Origin of the sequence: Roseiflexus sp. RS-1 (genome assembly GCF_000016665.1) — a bacterium.
In the GTDB taxonomy this organism is placed as follows: Bacteria; Chloroflexota; Chloroflexia; order Chloroflexales; family Roseiflexaceae; genus Roseiflexus.
Genome location: NC_009523.1, coordinates 2,478,635 through 2,497,662 on the forward strand (window position 1 = coordinate 2,478,635; position 19,028 = coordinate 2,497,662).

Consider the following 19,028-nt stretch of genomic DNA (forward strand, 5'->3'; position numbering starts at 1 on the left):
GTCCGTCGTATAGTCGAACATTAGTATCAGGGGACTGCCGAAGCGCCAGAGGCGCGTTCAAGGAAGCGCAGGTGGCGGAAGGTCTGAAAGAATGTCAGATTCTGGACGTTGATCGCTTCCGGTGAAAGGGTTTGCATCACCGCAACCAGGTGATGGAATGCCTGGTTGAGGCAATGGTCGAGTTGATCGGCGGGTGCGCCATGCGCGCGCAGGCGTCGAAACTCCGGTTCCCAGGGAATGCTGCACGTATCGCGTGCGGCAACGCCGATCAGATCGGGAACCACGGCGCTATGGCGCAACCAGTTCAGCCCAAGGCAGAACGTCACTGCCGGGCATGGCGCCCGTTCGAGCGCCAGTTTCAGCAGTTCCGCCTGATGACCAACCGCGAGCACAAGGAGCGCCACATCGTCGGCGCGGAGATCTTCGGGGCGACGTACCGGTATCTCGAGCAGCATTGCCAGCGCACGCGCCAGCGGTTCCGTCAGGCGATCAAGGGGAACGACACAACTCAGGCGCCAGTGCTGCCAGCGGGCCAGGCGGGTCAGGCGATAGAGCGTGACGGCAATATCGGGGTACGTGAAGTGGAAGTCGGCGAACTCATGGGAACTGCGTCCGTCATCGTGCGTCGAACCCAGGTACGCTGCGCCATGATCGGCATAGAAGCGTTCTCTGATCGAATGGACGACGCCGATCTCGCGGTAACGCGCCACTGCCTGCACATACATCATAATACGGAGCCGATCGATGTCGCGGAGCGCATACCGGAGCGCGGTGTGCAGCGCCATTTCGGCATCATCATACGCGCCGAGGCGCAGATGACAGCGCCCGATGAGCGTATGGATGCTGCTGTCATTCGGATAGCGCTGGCGGGTGATCTGGAGATGATAGAGTGCGGCGTAATCATCGCCTTTCAGGAAATGCGCCAGCCCGAGTTGATAGTGGACGGCAGGATCGTCGGCATCGAGAGTCAGACATTGCAACAGCGCATCAATGGCTTCATCGTATCTGCCGAGTTCGATCAGCACGCAACCAATGTTGAAGTGCGCCAGAAATCCACCCTCCAGATTGGCAACGATGCGAAACTCTTCAGCTGCCTTCGCCAGCAGGCCGTGCCGGTGATAGTAGTTGCCAAGAGCGTCGTGCGCCTCTGCCAGATGCGGGTTATGCTCTAGCGCGCGGCGATACTCTTCCACCGCTTCTTCGACGCGGTTCGCCTGTTCGAGCACCAGGCCCCGCTGAAAGTGGACAATCGCCTCGTCGTGTTGCGGCTCGCTGAGCATAGCCGGTTCTCCTTCAGTTGGGCCGCGCAGGGATCGTATGGCTTCTCACCAATTTCTCAGAATTATAACATACAAGAACCAGGAACCAGGAACTGAAAACCAGGAACTGAGAACTGAGAACTGATAGCCGATAGCCGATAGCCGAGAACTGATAGCCGATAGCCGATAGCCGAGAACTGATAGCCGATAGCCGAGAACTGATAGCCGATAGCTGATAGCCGAGAACTGATAGCCGATAGCTGATAGCCGATAGCCGATAGCCGAGAACTGAGAACCGTTCAACCTTCAACCTTCAACTCCCGACCTTCAACCTTCAACCCCCGACCTTCAACCTTCAACCCCCGACCTTCAACCTTCAACCCCCGACCTTCAACCCCCAATCTTCAACCTCCAACCTCCAACCTACCGTTCGCTCATTTTTCTGACGGATGGCTTCCTGATGCGATTCGCAACTTAACAAATAACAACCTGGCTGCGAGAACGCCCCCGTTCTATGGCATCAGGAAGCCTTGCATGAAAACAAGCGAACCGAGGGTCCAACCTTCAACTTTCAACCTTCAACCGATCCTCCCGCCACCGGCGCCAGTGCAGCGCGCTGGATTGCCAGCAGGCGGCGAATGCCATCGGTTGCAAGATCGATCAGGGCGTCGAACTCTGCGCGACTGACGGCGCGCGCCTCTGCTGTCGATTGCACCTCGACAATCGCGCCGTCGTCGGTCAGCACCAGGTTGCAATCCATATCGGCGACGCTATCTTCGCTGTAGTCGAGATCGAGCAAGGCGCAGCCTGCGACATACCCGGCGCTGACGGCAGCCACAGCGCGTTGCAGCGGATTGGACGCCAGTCGTCCTTCGGCGGTCAGGCGGTGCAGCGCCAGCGCCAGCGCCACATACCCGCCGGTGATCGACGCCGTGCGCGTACCGCCATCCGCCTGAAGCACATCACAGTCAACCGTCACCGTGAACCCGTCGAGCGCCTCGAGTGAAACCGCAGCGCGCAGCGCACGTCCGATCAGGCGCTGGATCTCCTGGGTACGCCCTGAGACGCCGTTGCGTTCGCGGCGGGTGCGTTGTGCCGTTGAACGCGGCAACAGTGCGTATTCGCCAGTGACCCAACCGCGCTGCTGGCCACGCAGCCACTGTGGCACACCCTCTTCGACGCTGGCAGTGCACAGCACACGCGTATTCCCCATTTCGATCAGCGCCGATCCCTCGGCATAGCCATACGTGTCAATCGTGATCCGAACCGGACGCAGGTCAGCAGGCGCCCGTCCATCGTTACGAACCATACAAACTCCTGTGAACCGTCGATGGTATAATCAATGTTGTGCAAGATTTCACGTTTGATGTTAACAGGAGCTGCCAATGACGACTGCCCCTCCACGTGTTCCCTTCAGCGCAACGCTGCGCGATGGGCGAACAGTCACGATCCGTCTGCTGGAAGCCGGTGACAACGAACGGCTGATTGCACTTGGTGCGGCATTGCCGCAGAATGACTGGTTGCATGCCGAGAATGATCTCCGTAGCCCGGATATGGTTGCGCGCCTGGTCAATGCGCGCGACGCCGAGCACTGGCGTCAGATCGTCGCAGTTGCGCCAGACGGCGCGATTGTGGCATACGCATCGGCGCGCCTGCTGCCGTCTCGTTCCAGCCACGTGGCGGATATTCAGTTGATCGTGGGTGAAGCATGGCGTCGCTGTGGGTTGGGTACCGTCATGGCGGGTGAAATTGTCGCTCATGCACGTAAACTCGGAGCGGCAAAAGTGTTTGTCGATATGGTCGAGGAACAAACAGCCGGGCAGGCCATCTTCACCCGTCTGGGATTCAAACTTGAAGGGCGGCTCGTGAATCACATCCGTGATCGCCAGGGGAACCTGCACAATCTGGTTGTCCTGGCGTATCACGTCGAGTGATCGTGGAGTATCAAGCGTTTCCCGATACGCACGCCATCCTGTATGGGCGACATCCGGCGCCCAACGCTGTGCGGAGCGCCGGACGTCGCGTCCAACGCTGTTCTATCCTTCCAGAGTTGACAGGTCGCCAGGGTCCTGCCCCAGTGCCTGCGCCTTGAGCACGCGCCGCATGATCTTGCCCGACCGCGTCTTGGGGAGGATCGAGACGAACTTGATGCTCTCCGGGCGGGCGATGGGTCCCATCTCGCGCGCAACGTGCGCCTTGAGTTCATCTTCGAGCGCAGGCGTCCCCTCGATGCCAGCGCGCAGAATGACGAAGCAGTGGATCGCGGTGCCCTTCACCTCGTGGGGAAGGCCGATGGCAGCCGCTTCCGACACGGCGGGATGCGACACCAGCGCACTCTCGATCTCCGCCGTGCCCAGGCGATACCCCGATACCTTGATCACGTCGTCGATGCGCCCGATGATCCAGAAGTAGCCGTCCTCATCCTTGCGCGCCGAGTCGCCGGCGGTGTACATGCCGGGCGGATCGCTGTTCCAATACTGATTGACGTACCGATCCGGGTCGCGCAGGATGGTGCGCATCATGCCGGGCCAGGGTGACTTGATCACCAGCAACCCGTCTTCGTTCGGCGCCTTGCTGCGTCCCTGCTCATCGACCACGTCAGCCTGAATGCCGGGGAACGGACGCGTCGCCGATCCCGGTTTCAGCGGCGTTGTCGGGTTGGGCGTGATCAGGAAGCCGCCGGTTTCAGTTTGCCACCAGGTGTCCATGATCGGGCAGCGTTCCTTGCCGATGACCTGATAGAACCAGCGCCATGCTTCAGGGTTGATCGGCTCGCCAACCGAACCGAGCAGGCGCAGGCTTGAGAGATCGTGGCGGTTGGGCCAGGCGTCACCGAAGCGCATCAGACCACGGATGGCGGTTGGCGCAGTGTAGAGGATATTGATGCCATACTTCTCAACCAGGCTCCACCAGCGGTTCGGATAGGGGTAGTTGGGCGCGCCTTCGTACATGAACGAGGTTGCACCTTCGATCAGTGGACCGTAGACAATGTACGAGTGACCGGTGACCCACCCCGGATCGGCGGCGCACCAGTAGCGGTCTTCTTCTTTGATGTCGAACGTGAAGTGCAGGGTTGCAGAAACGTGAACGGCGTAGCCGCCGTGGACATGCATGACCCCTTTGGGTTTACCGGTGCTGCCGGAGGTGTACAGAATATAGAGCGGGTGTTCCGCATCGACCGGAACCGTCTCGCATTTGGGCGACGCGATCGGCAGGTTCATGAGATCATGCCACCAGTAGTCGCGTCCTGCCTGCATCTCGACCTCGTGGCCCGTGCGCCGCAGCACGATGCAGGTCTGGATCGACGGACTGTGGCTCATCGCTTCATCGGCGATCTTCTTCAGTTCGACGATCTTTCCGCGCATATAGCCGCCGTCGGCGGTGATCAGCACCTTCGACTGGGCATCGGCGATGCGTTCGCGGAGCGCTTCGACCGAGAAGCCGCCGTAGATCACTGAGTGCGCCGCGCCGATCTTGGCGCACGCCAACATGGCGAAGACCAGTTCGGGCACACGCGGCATGTAGATCGAAACAATGTCGCCCTGCTGCACCCCCATGCTCTTCAGCACATTCGCAAACTTTGACACCTCGCGGTTGATGCCGAAGTACGAGAAAGCGCGATAACTCCCGTCCTCACCTTCCCAGATCAGCGCCTGTTTGTTGCGCCGCGCCGTTCTCAGATGGCGGTCGATGGCATTGTGAACGATGTTGATCTTTCCACCGACGAACCATTTGTAGAACGGTTTGTTCGAGTCGTCCAGCACCTTTTCCCATGGTTGATACCACTCCAGGCGGTTCGCCATGTCGGTCCAGAAGAGTTCTGGATATTCAATCGACCACTGGTACAACTCCTCCCAGGTCGAGAAGCCTTTCGAGCGCATATACGCTGTGATATTTGCGTTCTCGACGATGTGCGGCGCAGGATGGTAGATACCCTGTTCGTCCTCGAACTGTGTGATCGTCTTTGGCGAGGCTACATCGATCGACATGCAGGTTCCTCCCTATGTATCATTTTTAACACCAAACGACTCCCGATTCGTTTAGCCTTCCATAGTGCTGAGGTCGCCAAGCGGCTCACCGAGCGCCTGGGCGCGCAGCACACGACGCATGATCTTTCCTGAGCGCGTCTTGGGCAGTGTGGGCGGGAAGGAGATCGTTTCCGGCTTGGCAATCGGTCCCATCACCTTGCCAACGTGCGCTTTCAGTTCGTTGGCGAGTTCTTCCGACGGCGAATGACCGGCGCGGAGCAGGACGAAGGCGTGGATCGCATTGCCGCGCACCGGATGCGGCAAGCCAATCACAGCGGCCTCCGCCACCGCCGGATGCGACACGAGCGCGCTTTCGACTTCGGCGGTGCCCAGGCGATACCCGGAGACTTTGATCACATCGTCGGTGCGCCCGATGATCCAGATATACCCGTCGGCATCGCGTTTTGCCGCGTCGCCGGTGAGATACATGCCCGGATAGCGGCTCCAGTACTGCTCGATATAGCGCTGGTCGTCGCCATAGATGGTGCGCAGCATCGCGGGCCACGGGCGGGTAATGACCAGTGATCCCTCGACCCCCGGCGGCACGCTCTGCCCCTGCTCATCAACAACATCAATTGCAACACCCGGCGCCGGGAAACCGCACGAGCCAGGTTTCATCGGCAGACAGGCAAAGTTGGAGAGCATCGGGCGCGACGTTTCAGTCTGCCACCAGTTATCGATCACCGGGCATCGTCGCTGACCGATCACTTCATAGAACCAGCGCCAGGCTTCAGGGTTGAGCGGTTCACCGGCGCACGCCAGCAGACGCAGCGTGCTCAGATCGCGGCGTTTGGGCCAGGCATCGCCGTACCGCATCAATCCGCGCACCCCGGTCGGCGCCGTGAACATTAATGTAACCCCGTGGCGTTCGATCAGGTGCCACCAGCGATCCGGGTAGGGGTAGGCGGGAGCGCCTTCGTACATCAGCGTCGTGATGCCGTGCATCAACGGACCGTACAGCACAATCGAGTGCCCGACGATCCAGCCAGCGTCGGATGTGCAGAAGAGCGTATCTTCTTCCTTGAAGTCGAGCACATACTTCAGTGTGGTGTAGACATCGACCATGTACCCGCCAAGCGTATGCACCACCCCTTTGGGTTTGCCGGTGGAACCGGAGGTGTAAATGATGAAGAACGGGTCTTCGGCATCGAGGACTTCGCTCTCACAGCGCGCGCTTGCGATTGGCAGCGCCATGAGTTCGTGCCACCAGTAATCGCGCCCGCTGCGAATATCGACCGGATGACCGGTGCGTCTGATAACAACACAGGTTTCGATGGAAGGAGCATGTTCGACCGCCTGATCGGCGATCTCTTTCAATTTGACGATCTTGCCGTTCAGCAAACTGCCATCCGCCACGACCAACACCTTCGCGTGGGCATCGTCGATCCGACTGCGCAACGCTTCGGTTGAAAGACCGCCGTAAACGACCGTGTGAACCGCGCCGATTCGGGCGCACGCCAGCATCGCAATCGCCTGTTCCGGGCAGCGACCGGTGTAGATGGCGACCCGGTCTCCTTTGCGCACGCCGAGCGACTTGAGCACATTGGCGAACTTATTGACGTCGCGGTAGAGTTGCCAGTAGGTGTAGGTACGAACTTCGCCGTCTTCACTTTCCCAGATCAATGCCACCTTGTTTTTGCGCCAGGTCTGCACATGCCGATCCAGCGCGTTGTACGCCATATTCGTCTTGCCGCCGACGAACCACTTGTAGAAGGGCGCCTTGCTGTCGTCGAGCACGGTGTGGAACGGCTCGAACCAGTGCAGCGCCTGCGCTGCTTCTGCCCAAAACCCCTGCGGATCCTCGATCGAACGGCGATAGACCGCTTCATAGTCGGTCAGGTTCGCAATGCGTGCTGCCTCTTCCGGCGGATTCACAACAACGTCGGCGGTTTCGACGCTGTTGGTCGAACCAATCGCGTGGGTGAGTGTCATCCGTTCACCTCCTGGCGTCAATGCTGTGCGAACAGAGCGACTCGCGGCGAGCGCCCTTTGCCGCACGACATCGTGCTGTACAGGGCTTAACCAGAACTGTGCTTCTTGCGAAGGCGGGGATGTGTATACTGATTGTAAACACTCTACGCCGGGTATGTCAAGCGTGCATAAGAAAAGATTAAAGATCCTGTAAAATTGTGATGACAATGCGATTGTCACTGCCCGTCGGGGCGCGGCATGCCGCGCCCGAACAGCGTCGCGCCCCAACTGTGTTGCCTTGGCGTGGCGTCGCTGCAATCCGGCGCTGCCGCAGTTGTCGCTCTGATGAAGCTTCATCGCGTCTCATGCCCGTCGGGGCGCGGCATGCCGCGCCCCCAACAGCACCGCGCCCGAACAGCGTCGCGCCCGAACAGCGTCGCGCCCGAACAGCGCCGTGCCCGAACAGCGTCGCGCTGGCGTGGCGTCGCTGCAATCCGGCGCTGCCGCAGTTGTCGCTCTGATAAAGCTTCATCGCGTCTCATGCCCGTCGGGGCGCGGCATGCCGCGCCCGAACAGCGCCGCGCCCGAACAGCGTCGCGCCCGAACAGCGCCGCGCCCGAACAGCGCCGCGCCCGAACAGCGCCGCGCTGGCGCGGCGTCGCTGCAATTCGGCGCTGCCGCAGTTGTCGCTCTAATGAAGCTTCATCGCGTCTCATGCCCGTCGGGGCGCGGCATGCCGCGCCCGAACAGCGCCGCGCCCGAACAGCGCCGCGCCCGAACAGCGCCGCGCTGGCGCGGCGTCGCTGCAATCCGGCGCTGCCGCAGTTGTCGCTCTGATGAAGCTTCATCGCGTCTCATGCCCGTCGGGGCGCGGCATGCCGCGCCCGAACAGCGTCGCGCCCGAACAGCGCCGCGCCCGAACAGCGTCGCGCCCCAACTGTGTTGCCTTGGCGTGGCGTCGCTGCAATTCGGCGCTGCCGCAGTTGTCGCTCTAATGAAGCTTCATCGCGTCTCATGCCCGTCGGGGCGCGGCATGCCGCGCCCGAACAGCGCCGCGCCCGAACAGCGCCGCGCCCGAACAGCGCCGCGCCCGAACAGCGTCGCGCCCGAACAGCGCCGCGCCCGAACAGCGCCGCGCTGGCGTGGCGTCGCTGCAATCCGGCGCGGCAGCGATCACGATGGGATCGTCATTCCGCAGCCGGGTGCGCCTGCGCGCCTCCGCGTCGGCATCAAAGCGCGCAGGAATGCAGAAAATTGTGTTACCGCAGGCATCCCCCCGCGCGCAGCAGATCGCGCAGGCGCGGCGTGCCGTTCGGTTGCATGGCGTTGATCTGAGCCAGGAAGACCTGCGCCGTCGTCAGTGCGTCGTTGAGCGCGTTGTGTTCGGCGTACACCGGCAGTCCTGCGCTTTCGGCGAGCGCGCGCAGTTGCAGCGCAGGTTCCTGGTCGGCGCCGTCGATGAGCCGCTGGTTGCGCTGGAAGTGCCATGCCAGGCGCGCCGTGTCGATAGCGGGACCACGCGGATCGACCTGGTACAACCGTCGGAGCGCCTGACGCAGGAAGCCGATGTCAATATCGGCGACATGCACCACCAGCACCCGCCCCGTCAGGCGGCGGAGCAACACGGGAAGAACGTCGCCGGGAGGCGGCGCCTGTTCCACATCCTGGGGCAACAATCCGTGGACGCGGATGGCTTCCGGGTTGACCGGTGCATCGTCTGGCGGACGCACCAGCGTGTACCAGCGCTGATCCATGCGGATGCGCCCGTCGTCAATATCCACCAGCCCGATGGCCAGCAGTGCATCACGGCGCGGGTTCAGTCCGGTGGTCTCGACATCGATCACGCTGTACGGCACGTCGCGCCAGGGAAGGTCGGGATCGGGACGCGGCGCATCGAGATAGGCGCGGACGGCTTCCGGAAGATTGATCGGTCGGCGACGAAACAGGAACATAGCACCCATCTCAGGCGATCATATTGGTTTGATAGGTTGCAGCAACTGCGCGTTGCACAACGGCGACGGCGCGCAGCGCTTCTTTTAACTCACGCCGTTCAAGCGGGGTGAGTTTATCGACCTCGACCTGATTGCCGGGTTCGAGTCCCTGGCGGAGTTGCTGATACTGCCAGCGCAGGCGGAGCAGCCCGATCAGTTCGAAGGCGGCGATCAGTTCTTCGGCGCTGGTTTCACCCAGGCTGCTGTGATTGGCCGCCTTGCGCAGGCGGGCAATGGTGTTGGTATCGGGCACGCCGGCTTCCAGCGCGAACAGGCGCGCCAGATCGACGATCATCGCCGTTCCGCGGTACTTCAGGTCGATCAGTCCACGTTGATCGCCGCGCCGTTCCAGCACCAGTTGACGGAAGAAATTGATCGGCGCGGTTTGCCGCAACGCGGCGCGCGCCAGGCGCCCGAGGAAGACGCGATTGTCACGCGCGCGCAGGATGATCGGGCGCAGCGACGCTTCGATATCCAGCGTCCCGTAAACCGATCGCAGATCGAAAAAGATGGCGGTGCGGAACAATGCCTCTTCGTCGGGGACGCTGATCCACTGGCGGAAATAGTTTTGCCAGACAGCGCGCGGTTGCCGCCACTGCGGGTTGGTTGCCATCACATTGCCGGGGCAACGCGGAAAGCCACAGCGCACCAGTTGCTCGACAACCCGTTCCGCCAGCGCCGTGAAATAGGCTTCGGCTTCTTCCGGCGCATTATCGGCATAGATCAAGGCATTGTCCTGATCGGTGCGCAGTGTCTGCTCGTAGCGTCCTTCGCTTCCCAGCACCAGCCAGGCGTAGGGGCAGGGCGGCGGACCCAGCGCCGCTTCAGCATCACGAATGATATGCACCAGCAGGGCGTCGTGCGCCGCCGCCACGGCGCGCCCGATGTCGCTCACCCGCGCACCGGCGTCGAGCAACCCGCCGACAGTTGCGGTCACCTGTTCGGTGTAGGCGCGCAGGTCTGCTTCACTGTGCGCCAGCGCCAGGCGCTGCGGCATGAGCAGCGGATTATTGCTTTGCAGGCGCAGAAAATCGCGGTAGTTGACGATGCCGATGATCTGGCCGTCCCGACTCAACGCCAGATGGCGCACCCCATGTTCGATCATCTTCAGCAACCCCTCGAACACCAGACTATCGGCTGGAACGGTGATTGCTGGCGCGCTCATCACATGCGCAATCGGGGTGGTGTAATCGAGACCTTCAGCAACGACCCGGTTGCGCAGGTCGCTGTCGGTCACAATGCCGCTCCCCGCATCGAGCATGCCGTATGGCGGCAGATCGACGATCAGCGCCGACGCCTGTGCATCGCGCATGCGCCGCGCCGCCTCGAGGATCGTGGTATTGGGGGGAACGACGACCAGCGGCTCGGTGATCAGGTCCTGGAGCCGCGTCTGGAACAACTCAGGCGCAGCGGTGGCGTGGCGCTGCTGCAACGCCTGTTCGAGTCGCTCGGTGATCGAACGCGCAAAAAACTGGGCGAATGACGGGTAATCGCGGCGCAACTGATGGAACAACGCAGCAGGGAGGAGGTAACAGAGGGTCGCTTCGCGCGCGCGCACCGTGCTGATCGGCGGTTTGCCCTGGATGAGCGACACATAGCCAAAACACTCCCCCTCGCTCATCGTATCGGTCAACTCCACCACACCGTCACGCTCGCGCAGCAGATCGACGCTGCCGCGCCGGATGATGTACAGGAACGCCGCCGGTTTGCCGCCCTGCACCAGAATCTGCACCCCCTGCCCGAAATACTCGATCTGGATCGCTCCGGCGATGCGCTGGATCTGGAGCAGGGGCAGCTGACTGAAGGGCGGGTGCTCGAGCAGGAAGCGGACGATCTCTTCCATAGCGTCCTACCTTACCGCGCGCTCCTGAAATCTTTGACATTCAACTGAAGTGAAGGGCTTCCGTTCCACTCATCGGCTTCGAGCGTGTAGACAATATCTATCCAGCGTGGCTGCTCGAAGTAGCGCGCCAGATGCCCGAAACGGAACGCAATTGCGTCGAAGGGTCCACTGCCATCGGCGCCGACCAACCGGAGTTTCAGGTGCTGTCCCTCGCTGCCGCGCGGCCAGGCACCGGTGACCTGCAAGCGTCGGCTCATCAACACCGGTTGCGGATTCCCGTGCCCAAACGGTTCGAGTTTTGCCAGTTCCCCCAGCAATTCATACGACAACGACGCTGGCGGAACTTCGGCGTCGATAGTGATCCCTGGCATCAACAGATCATCGCTCAGATGCTCTGCGGCATAGCGGAGCAGGCGGTCTTCAAGCGCCGGCAACCGATCGGTGGCGATGGTAAACCCGGCTGCTTCGGTATGCCCGCCGAAACGCTCGAACAGATCGGCGCAGTCGGTCAACGCATCGATAATGCTGAATCCGGGCACCGAGCGCGCCGAACCGCGCGACCACTGCTCACCGCGTTCAATCAGCACCGTCGGGCGCCCATACTCCTCGACCAGACGCGCTGCCACCAGACCGACCACACCGGCGGGGTAATCGGTTCCATCGAGGATGATCAGCCGCTGGTTCTGTTTGCCGAGCGCCTGAATCTGGGCGCTGGCCTGTTCGTGAACCGTCTTCGACAACTCCTGGCGCTGACGGTTCTGAAGATTCAGTTCGTGCGCCAGGCGTTGCGCCGTCTCGAACTCTTCTGCAAGCAACAGTTCATAACTCAATCGCGCGTTATCGATGCGACCGGACGCATTCAACCGCGGTCCCAACCCGAAACTGATGTCGGTCGAGGTCACCCTGCCGGGAGTCATGCCGGCAGCCTGGATCAGTGCGCGCACCCCTGGTCGCTGCGCCGCATTGAGCGCCTTCAGCCCGTGCGTCACCAGCACGCGATTCTCGCCGATCAGCGGACCCATATCGGTCACCGTGCCGAGGGCGACCACATCGAGGAGATCGTCCTTTTGCAGGGTAGAACGGAACCCGCGTCGCGCCAGTGCGCGCACCAGCTGGAAGGCGATCCCGACGCCGACCAGATGTTTGAACGGATAGGAACACCCCGGCTGGCGGGGATTGATGATCGCCACCGCATCCGGCAGGCGAGCGGGGGGATGGTGATGATCGGTAATGATCAGATCGATGCCAACCGCGCGCGCATGGGCGGCTTCGCGTACATTGCTGATGCCGCAATCGACGGTGATCAGCAGGCGAACCCCTTCACGGGCAAGCGCATCGATGGCCTCGATATTCAAGCCATACCCCTCACGGATGCGGTGTGGAACATAGGGCAGAATCAACCCGCCCATGGCGCTGATCGCCTGCACCAGCAGCGTCACTGCGGTCACGCCGTCGGTATCGTAATCGCCGTACACCGCCATCAACTCGTGATCGTGAATGGCTGCGGCGATACGTTGCACCGCGGTCTCCATCCCGCGCATGCTGAAAGGATCGTTCAGGCGATAGTCGGCGCTGAAGAACTCGCGCATCGCAGCATCGCTGCGCACCCCGCGCTGATACAGCAACGCCGCGATCAACGGCGGCAATGCGCGACAGGCGGCGATGAACTCCGGCGGCGTTTCGAGAATGTGCCAGCGTTTGTTGCGTGCGGACAATCGAGATGTGGACATACTGGCGTGCTTTCTGAAAATGTTTAAGTATGCGCCTATTATAACGTGAGTTCGGGATGCGGGGGTCTCCAGATGCGAGGCGACCATTCTTTCCTTGATGGTCTTTGAGTCAATGCTGCAAACACGCACCGCCGGGACGCCGGGGGCGCGGAGTTTTCCATCATCTCTATGTCTATGGGAACTGCTACAAATGCTCAGACTGCGGGCTGAAGCCCTCGCTGAGCACCTGGAAGCCCCTACGGGGCTTGGGCGTATGGGAGACTGCGGGCTGAAGCCCTCGCTGAGCACCTGGAAGCCCCGGCGGGGCTTGGGCGTAGAGTCCTGGGAGCGCGGGCGTCCCCGCCCGCGTGCGGAGATTGCGGGCTGATGGAGATTGAGAAATACATCCGGTATGCGCCCTTGCCGTGGGGCTGAAGCCCTCGGCTACGCAAGGCGAAGCCCGCCTGCGCGGGCTAGAGCGGAATAATTACTCAATGACCATAAGCCCTCGGCTATCCAGGGCGAAGCCCGCCTGCGCGGGCTAGAGCGGATTATGTACTCAAAGACCATAAGCCCGCGCTGAGCGCCTGGAAGCCCCTGCGGGGCTATGGCGTAGAGTCCTGGGTGCGCGGGCGTCTCGCCCGCATGCCTGGCGCCTGGGTGCGCGGGCGTCTCGCCTGCATGCCTGGCGCCTGGGAGCGCGGGCGTCCCGCCCGCGTGCGGAGATTGCGGGCTGATGGAGATTGAGAAATACATCCGCTATCCCGTGCTAGCCGTGGGGCTGAAGCCCTCGGCTAGCCAGGGCAAAGCCCGCCTGCGCGGGCTAGAAAAGACCATAAGCCCTCGCTGAGCGCCTGAAAGCCCCGGCGGGGCAAGGGCGTCGAGTCCTGGGTGCGCGGGCGTCCCGCCCGCATGCGCGCCGGAGGCGCGCGCACCTGGAGCAGACGCTGCTGATATGCGCGCCGGAGGCGCGCGCACCCATGAACTTGAATGGGGTGCGGGCGTCCCCGCCCGCATGCGGAGATTGCGGGCTGATGGAGATTGAGAAATAAATCCGCTATCCCGTGCCAGCCGTGGGGCTGAAGCCCTCGGCTCGCCAGGGCAAAGCCCGCCTGCGCGGGCTGGATAAAGACTATAAGCCCTCGCTGAGCGCCGGGAAGCCCCGGCGGGGCTATGGCGTCGAGTCCTGGGTGCGCGGGCGTCCCCGCCCGCATGCGCGCCGGAGGCGCGCGCACCTGGAGCAGACGCTGCTGATATGCGCGCCGGAGGTGCGCGCACCCATTTGAATGGGGCGCGGGCGTCCCCGCTCGTACGCACTGAATGAAGAATAACCCTTGGGAAGCCCCCGCGTTCCTTCGCTCGTGGTGGGCTTCAGGACGCCCCAACTCCCTCTTCTCCCCTTGTGGGAGAAGGGGGTCGGGGGGATGAGGGGCAAACGCGCATAGGAACGCAGAACCCCGCCACGCGAGTCCATCATCCCCCTTGACTGCGTGCGGGGCGCACTGTACTATAGTATCAACATACGCGCCTTCTACGCCAGGAGCCACCGATGACATCGCCGACCTTCCCTGAACTACCTGCCGGACTCCGGGCACGCCTGGACGCTGCTGGCGTCACCGATGCCGCGACGCTGGCCGCCGCGCTCGACGCCGACCCGGCGCTGCGGCGCGAGTACCAGGCATTCCTGCTCGACGCGCTGCCGGCAATCCCCGATGAAGAGCAGTTGCGCGCCCTCTGGCAGATGATCCCTTCCAAGGACGAAGACGCCTTCCTGGCCGCCGCCGAAGCCCGCGCCGCCGCTGCCGAAACATCCGGCGACGCCGGACTGGCTGCTGCGTTGCGCGAACGGATTGACGCGCTGCGCTCCTTTCAGCAGGACATCGCCAGGGATGGCGAGATACTGCGCCAGGCGCTCGAACGCTTGGAAGCCGCCGCGACCGACGATGATCTGGCGGCAGTGTGGCGCGATGTGCCGCTGGAACTCGAGGAAACCTTCCTGAACCTTGTCGCGCTGCAGGCCGAGGAGCATGAACAGCATGGCGACGCCGAACGCGCAGCGCACGTCCGCGCCTGCCATGAACGCTTCAGCGCGATCCAGCAGCAGCAGCGCGCTGGCGCCGAAACCATGCGCCGGTTGCTGGAACAGTTAGCAGCGGATGTGGAAGCCCTGGCTGCCGCCGCCGATCATCAGGGCGTTGCCGACGTCTGGAACCGCATCCCGCTGGAGCTGGAAGAACCCTTCCTGCAACTGACCGAACATCTCGCTGGCGAACTGGAACAGACCGACGCCGCAACCGCCGCGCGATTGCGCGAATGGATTGCGGCACTGAGCCAGGCGCGGGTGCAACGTGAAACAGCGAGAGACATGGTGCGCCAGGCGCTCGAACGCCTGGAAGCCGCGTCTAGCAGCGACGACGCATGGCAGGTGTGGCTCGATCTCCCCGGTGATCTTGAGGAATGGTTCCTTCAGGCAATCACCGAACGTATCGAAGAAGTCGAACGCGACGATACGGGTCTGGCCGAACGGCTGCGCGCGGCGCACGCCCGCATGCGAGCCGAACGCAACCGCCGCCAGGAGCGCGCCAACCACCCGGTCGTGCAGGCGTTGCGCGCATTCCTCGATGCCGCAACCGACGCCGACGCCACGCGGGTCTTCAACGAACACAAAGCAATTCTCCAGCCGTTCGAGGCGCAACGCGAACTCGACGACCTGGCGCAGCAGGCGCCCGATGAGCAGCGCGCCGCCATCGCGGCCCGCGCGGCGTTGCTGCGGCGATTGCGCGGCGGCGATCCCGCGCCGCGTCCAACCCCGGCGGCGGCAACCCCTGCTGAGACCAGGACGGTCACGCCCGGCAGTATCGTCTATATTAACTCGGCAGTCGTCGAAGGCGGCAGTGGCACGGCGATTGTCTACAATAACATCGTGATGGAACGCCGCTGGAACCGCCCATACCCGGAACGCCTGTCCATCGACGCCATCGCGCGCACGCGCGATCTCGAACAGGTCGCCAGGATCATCACCGAACGCGGGCAACTGGCGATTACCGGCGGGACGCGCACGGCCACCGCTGCAGTCCAGGGCATGCCCGGCATCGGCAAGACCATTCTCGCGCGCCAGCTGGCGCTGGCGCTGAACGACCGCTACCCCGGCGGCGTGATCTGGGAAGAGATCGGACCGGAGGTTCGCGCGCCGGAAGATACGCAACCCATCCTGAATCGCTGGGCGCGGTACGCACTGACCGTACCGCCGAACCTGGACAACCAGCTCGCATTCGACGCCAGCGCGGTGCGCGCGCTGTTCGCCGCCCAGGGACAACCGTTGCTGGTCATCCTCGACAATGTCTGGTCGCTGGAAGCGATTCGCTGGTTGCGCGCAGCGCTGCCGGAAAACGCCCATCTGGTGATTACCACGCGCCTGGAAACGGTGATGATCGGTCTGGGGGGCGGCGAGTATGTGCTGGGCCTGCTGACGCCGGACGAGGCGCGCGCCTTGATTGCGCTGCGGCTGAACTGGACCGAACTGCCGGCCGACCATTATGACTGGGCGGATGCGCTTGCCGTCGGCGTCGGCTACCACACCCTGGCGCTCGATGTCGCCATCCGTCGCCTGCGCCTCGACGCGCGCTCACCCGGCGCCCCCCGCTGGCGCGAACAGGTCAACCGGTTGCTGGACCATATTCGGAGCGGGCAGGGATTTGAACGTCTGGCGCTGCCGGACAGCGAACGCAACCAGAATGTCGAGGCCGTCCTGGCGTATAGTTACGACCGGATGGACGACACGGCGCGCGCGCGTTTCCGTATGCTGGGTGCATTTGCGCCGGAAGCAACCTTTGGCAGCGCCGCCGTCGCCGCACTCTGGCAGTGTGATGTGGAACCGGCGGATGAGATGCTCAGCGCATTTGCCGGCGCCGCGCTCCTGGAAGCCGGCGGCGATGATGATCGCTGGCGCCAGCATAGCCTGCTACGCGGCTACGCGCTGGCGCTGCTGCGCCGCGAAGGCGAACACGAAGCCGCCGCCGCGCGCCACGCCGCTTTTTATGCCGCCGCCATGCGCACCGCCGACGATGCGCAGCGCTTCTACGACGTGCTGGGCGACTACGCGCAACTCAGGCACGCCTTCGCCTGGGCGATCGAGAACGACCTGGAACTGGCGCTGGATCTGGTTGCCAACACCGCGAACCTGCAAAAAGCGCATGGCTATGGCCGCGACAACCTGGCCTGGGCTGAGCAGGCGCTCGCCGCAGCGCAACAGCGCGGCACGCCGGCGCAGATCGCGCGCGCCCGGGTATCGCTGGGGAATGCCCTGCAACACGTCGCCACGCTGGCGGAGGAAGACCGCGCCGCGCGCCTGCGCCAGGCGCTCAGCGCCTACGACGAGGCGCTGCGCTTTTATACCCCGACCAGCGCGCCGCTCGATTATGCGATGACGCAGAACAACCGGGGGAACGTGTTGCAGGATTTGGCGACGCTGGCGGAGGAAGACCGCGCCGCGCGCCTGCGCCAGGCGCTCAGCGCCTACGACGAGGCGCTGCGCTTCCGAACCCCGACCAGCGCGCCGCTCGCGTATGCCACCACGCAGAACAACCGGGGCGCCGTGTTGCAGGATTTGGCGACGCTGGCGGAGGAAGACCGCGCCGCGCGCTTGCGCCAGGCGCTCAGCGCCTACGACGAGGCGCTGCGCTTTTATACCCCGACCAGCGCGCCGCTCGATTATGCGATGACGCAGAACAACCGGGGCGCCGTGTTGCGGGATTTGGCGACGCTGGCGGAGGAAGACCGCGCCGCGCGCCTGCGCCAGGCGCTCAGCGCCTACGACGAGGCGCTGCGCTTCCGAACCCCGACCAGCGCGCCGCTCGCGTATGCCACCACGCAGAACAACCGGGGCGCCGTGTTGCAGGATTTGGCGACGCTGGCGGAGGAAGACCGCGCCGCGCGCTTGCGCCAGGCGCTCAGCGCCTACGACGAGGCGCTGCGCTTCCGAACCCCGACCAGCGCGCCGCTCGATTATGCGATGACGCAGGGTAATCTGCTGAATCTCTATCAAACCCTTGCGGGCGAGCCGGGTGAAGATCGATTGGCCCGGTTGCTGGATGCGCTTCGCGCTGGATGGACGGCGTTCGGCTTTTTTACGGCATTACAACATTCGGATTTTCAGCAACATGCCATGCGCCAGCTTCGCGGTCTCCGCGCCGCCTGCGGCGACGACTTCGATACGCTGTGGGCAGCGCTGGATACGGGACCGCCGCCGGGGTGGTTGATCGCGCCGGAGGAAGGTGAGACGCCGTCGCTGCCACCTGACCTTCAGGCGCGCCTGGCGGCTGCTGGCGTTACCGTTGAGGACAGTTTCCTGGCGGCGCTGGCAGCCGATCCGGAATTGCGCGCTGCGGTTGAGGCGGCGATGGCGCAGCAACACCAGGCGCTGCTGGACCAGCTTGTCCAGCGTCTGCTGGCGGTGTCGTCTGGCGAGGAGTTGCTGGCGTTCTGGCGCGAACTGCCCGCCGAACTGGACGAACCGCTGGCTGCCGCTGCTGAGGAAGCGGCGCGCCGGGCCCGGCAGGCTGGCGACGCGGCGCTGGCGCAGGCGCTGCGTGAGCGCGCCGCAGGTCTGCGCGCCATCCGCGCCGCTGCGGATGCGGCTCAGTCAAAGATTCAGCAGGCCTGGCAGCATTACATTGAACTGGTCGAGGCTGCTGAGGCGTCGGGAAATGACATCGCCGCATGGCGGGCTGCGGTGGAAGCCGGCGAGGCGCTGCTCGCGCCGGAGTTCACCGATACACTGGGGATTGGGGATGCTGTGCGCGAGCATGTTGCGTCAACCTGGAATGCTCTTGGCAATGCGCTCCACGACGCTGGCGACGGAGAGGCTGCGGTTGCCGCCTATGATCGCGCCATTGCGCTGCAACCTGATAAAGCCATGTTGCGGCGCAATCGCGTCGCGACGCTGATCGACCTGGGGCGGCGCGCTGAGGCGGCGGAGGAACTGGCGCGCGCCCGCGCGCTCGAGCCGGACGCCGCGCGCCTGGCGGAACTGGAGGCGCGGTTGAGGGATGAGGGGTAGCGCATGGCGTCGTTGGTAGGGGAAGTAGACCGGCATCAACAAATAGCCGATAGCCGATAACCGATAACCGATAGCCGATAATTGATAGCCGATAGCATCACCGTTGGAGTTCGTGTGACGCGCAGGCGGGCGTCGTCCCGTATAGCCAAGGGCTTTATGGTCTTTGAACAATTACTCCGCTCTAGCCCGCGCAGGCGGGCTTCGTCTCGCCTAGCCGAAGGCTTCAGCC

Annotated in this window: 11 protein-coding genes; 4 read left to right on the forward strand and 7 right to left on the reverse strand. The window is 63.4% G+C overall.

Translation table 11 applies throughout. The annotated features are described in order from the left end of the window. Positions 1-26: 26 nt before the first annotated feature. Positions 27-1,280 carry a tetratricopeptide repeat protein gene (locus tag ROSERS_RS10340; protein WP_011956731.1) on the reverse strand — a complete coding sequence of 418 codons (1,254 nt, stop codon included), beginning with the start codon at positions 1,278-1,280 and terminating at the stop codon, positions 27-29. 550 nt (positions 1,281-1,830) lie between these two features. Then, a complete protein-coding gene (gene rph, locus ROSERS_RS10345; protein WP_011956733.1) occupies positions 1,831-2,568 on the reverse strand; it encodes a ribonuclease PH in 738 nt (245 codons plus the stop codon). 76 nt (positions 2,569-2,644) lie between these two features. Between rph and ROSERS_RS10350 the strand changes: the two genes are divergently transcribed. Next, complete coding sequence (locus ROSERS_RS10350; RefSeq protein WP_011956734.1) at positions 2,645-3,193, forward strand: GNAT family N-acetyltransferase; 549 nt, start codon at positions 2,645-2,647, stop codon at positions 3,191-3,193. Positions 3,194-3,295: 102 nt separating this feature from the next. Here the strand turns inward: ROSERS_RS10350 and acs (ROSERS_RS10355) are convergent, their stop codons facing one another. Together acs (ROSERS_RS10355) and acs (ROSERS_RS10360) are read right to left on the reverse strand one after the other, a co-directional pair. Then, positions 3,296-5,248, reverse strand: a complete 1,953-nt coding sequence (gene acs, locus ROSERS_RS10355) for an acetate--CoA ligase (RefSeq protein WP_011956735.1) — start codon at positions 5,246-5,248, stop codon at positions 3,296-3,298. Between the two features lie 51 nt (positions 5,249-5,299). Further along, positions 5,300-7,219 carry an acetate--CoA ligase gene (acs, locus tag ROSERS_RS10360; protein ID WP_011956736.1) on the reverse strand — a complete coding sequence of 640 codons (1,920 nt, stop codon included), beginning with the start codon at positions 7,217-7,219 and terminating at the stop codon, positions 5,300-5,302. 433 nt (positions 7,220-7,652) lie between these two features. Here acs (ROSERS_RS10360) and ROSERS_RS10370 point away from each other — a divergent pair, with 433 nt between their 5' ends. Further along, entirely contained in the window at positions 7,653-8,528 is an 876-nt protein-coding gene (locus ROSERS_RS10370; protein WP_157041029.1) for a hypothetical protein, read from the forward strand. On the opposite strand, the gene ROSERS_RS10375 is transcribed toward ROSERS_RS10370, so the two are convergent. Genes ROSERS_RS10375 through recJ form a run of 3 tightly spaced genes read right to left on the reverse strand, consistent with a single transcriptional unit; the run spans position 8,458 to position 12,762 of the window. Further along, complete coding sequence (locus tag ROSERS_RS10375; protein WP_157041030.1) at positions 8,458-9,150, reverse strand: 3'-5' exonuclease; 693 nt, start codon at positions 9,148-9,150, stop codon at positions 8,458-8,460. The two genes, ROSERS_RS10370 and ROSERS_RS10375, sit on opposite strands and share 71 nt — an antisense overlap. Before the next feature lie 10 nt (positions 9,151-9,160). Next, on the reverse strand, positions 9,161-11,032 hold the full coding sequence (locus ROSERS_RS10380) for a DUF294 nucleotidyltransferase-like domain-containing protein (RefSeq protein WP_011956739.1): 1,872 nt from the start codon (positions 11,030-11,032) through the stop codon (positions 9,161-9,163). A gap of 11 nt (positions 11,033-11,043) precedes the next feature. Then, positions 11,044-12,762, reverse strand: a complete 1,719-nt coding sequence (gene recJ, locus ROSERS_RS10385; protein WP_011956740.1) for a single-stranded-DNA-specific exonuclease RecJ — start codon at positions 12,760-12,762, stop codon at positions 11,044-11,046. Between the two features lie 1,052 nt (positions 12,763-13,814). Here recJ and ROSERS_RS25995 point away from each other — a divergent pair. Together ROSERS_RS25995 and ROSERS_RS10390 are read left to right on the forward strand one after the other, a co-directional pair. Further along, complete coding sequence (locus tag ROSERS_RS25995; RefSeq protein WP_157041031.1) at positions 13,815-14,027, forward strand: hypothetical protein; 213 nt, start codon at positions 13,815-13,817, stop codon at positions 14,025-14,027. A gap of 263 nt (positions 14,028-14,290) precedes the next feature. Further along, a complete protein-coding gene (locus ROSERS_RS10390) occupies positions 14,291-18,799 on the forward strand; it encodes an NB-ARC domain-containing protein (protein WP_011956741.1) in 4,509 nt (1,502 codons plus the stop codon). Positions 18,800-19,028 lie beyond the last annotated feature (229 nt).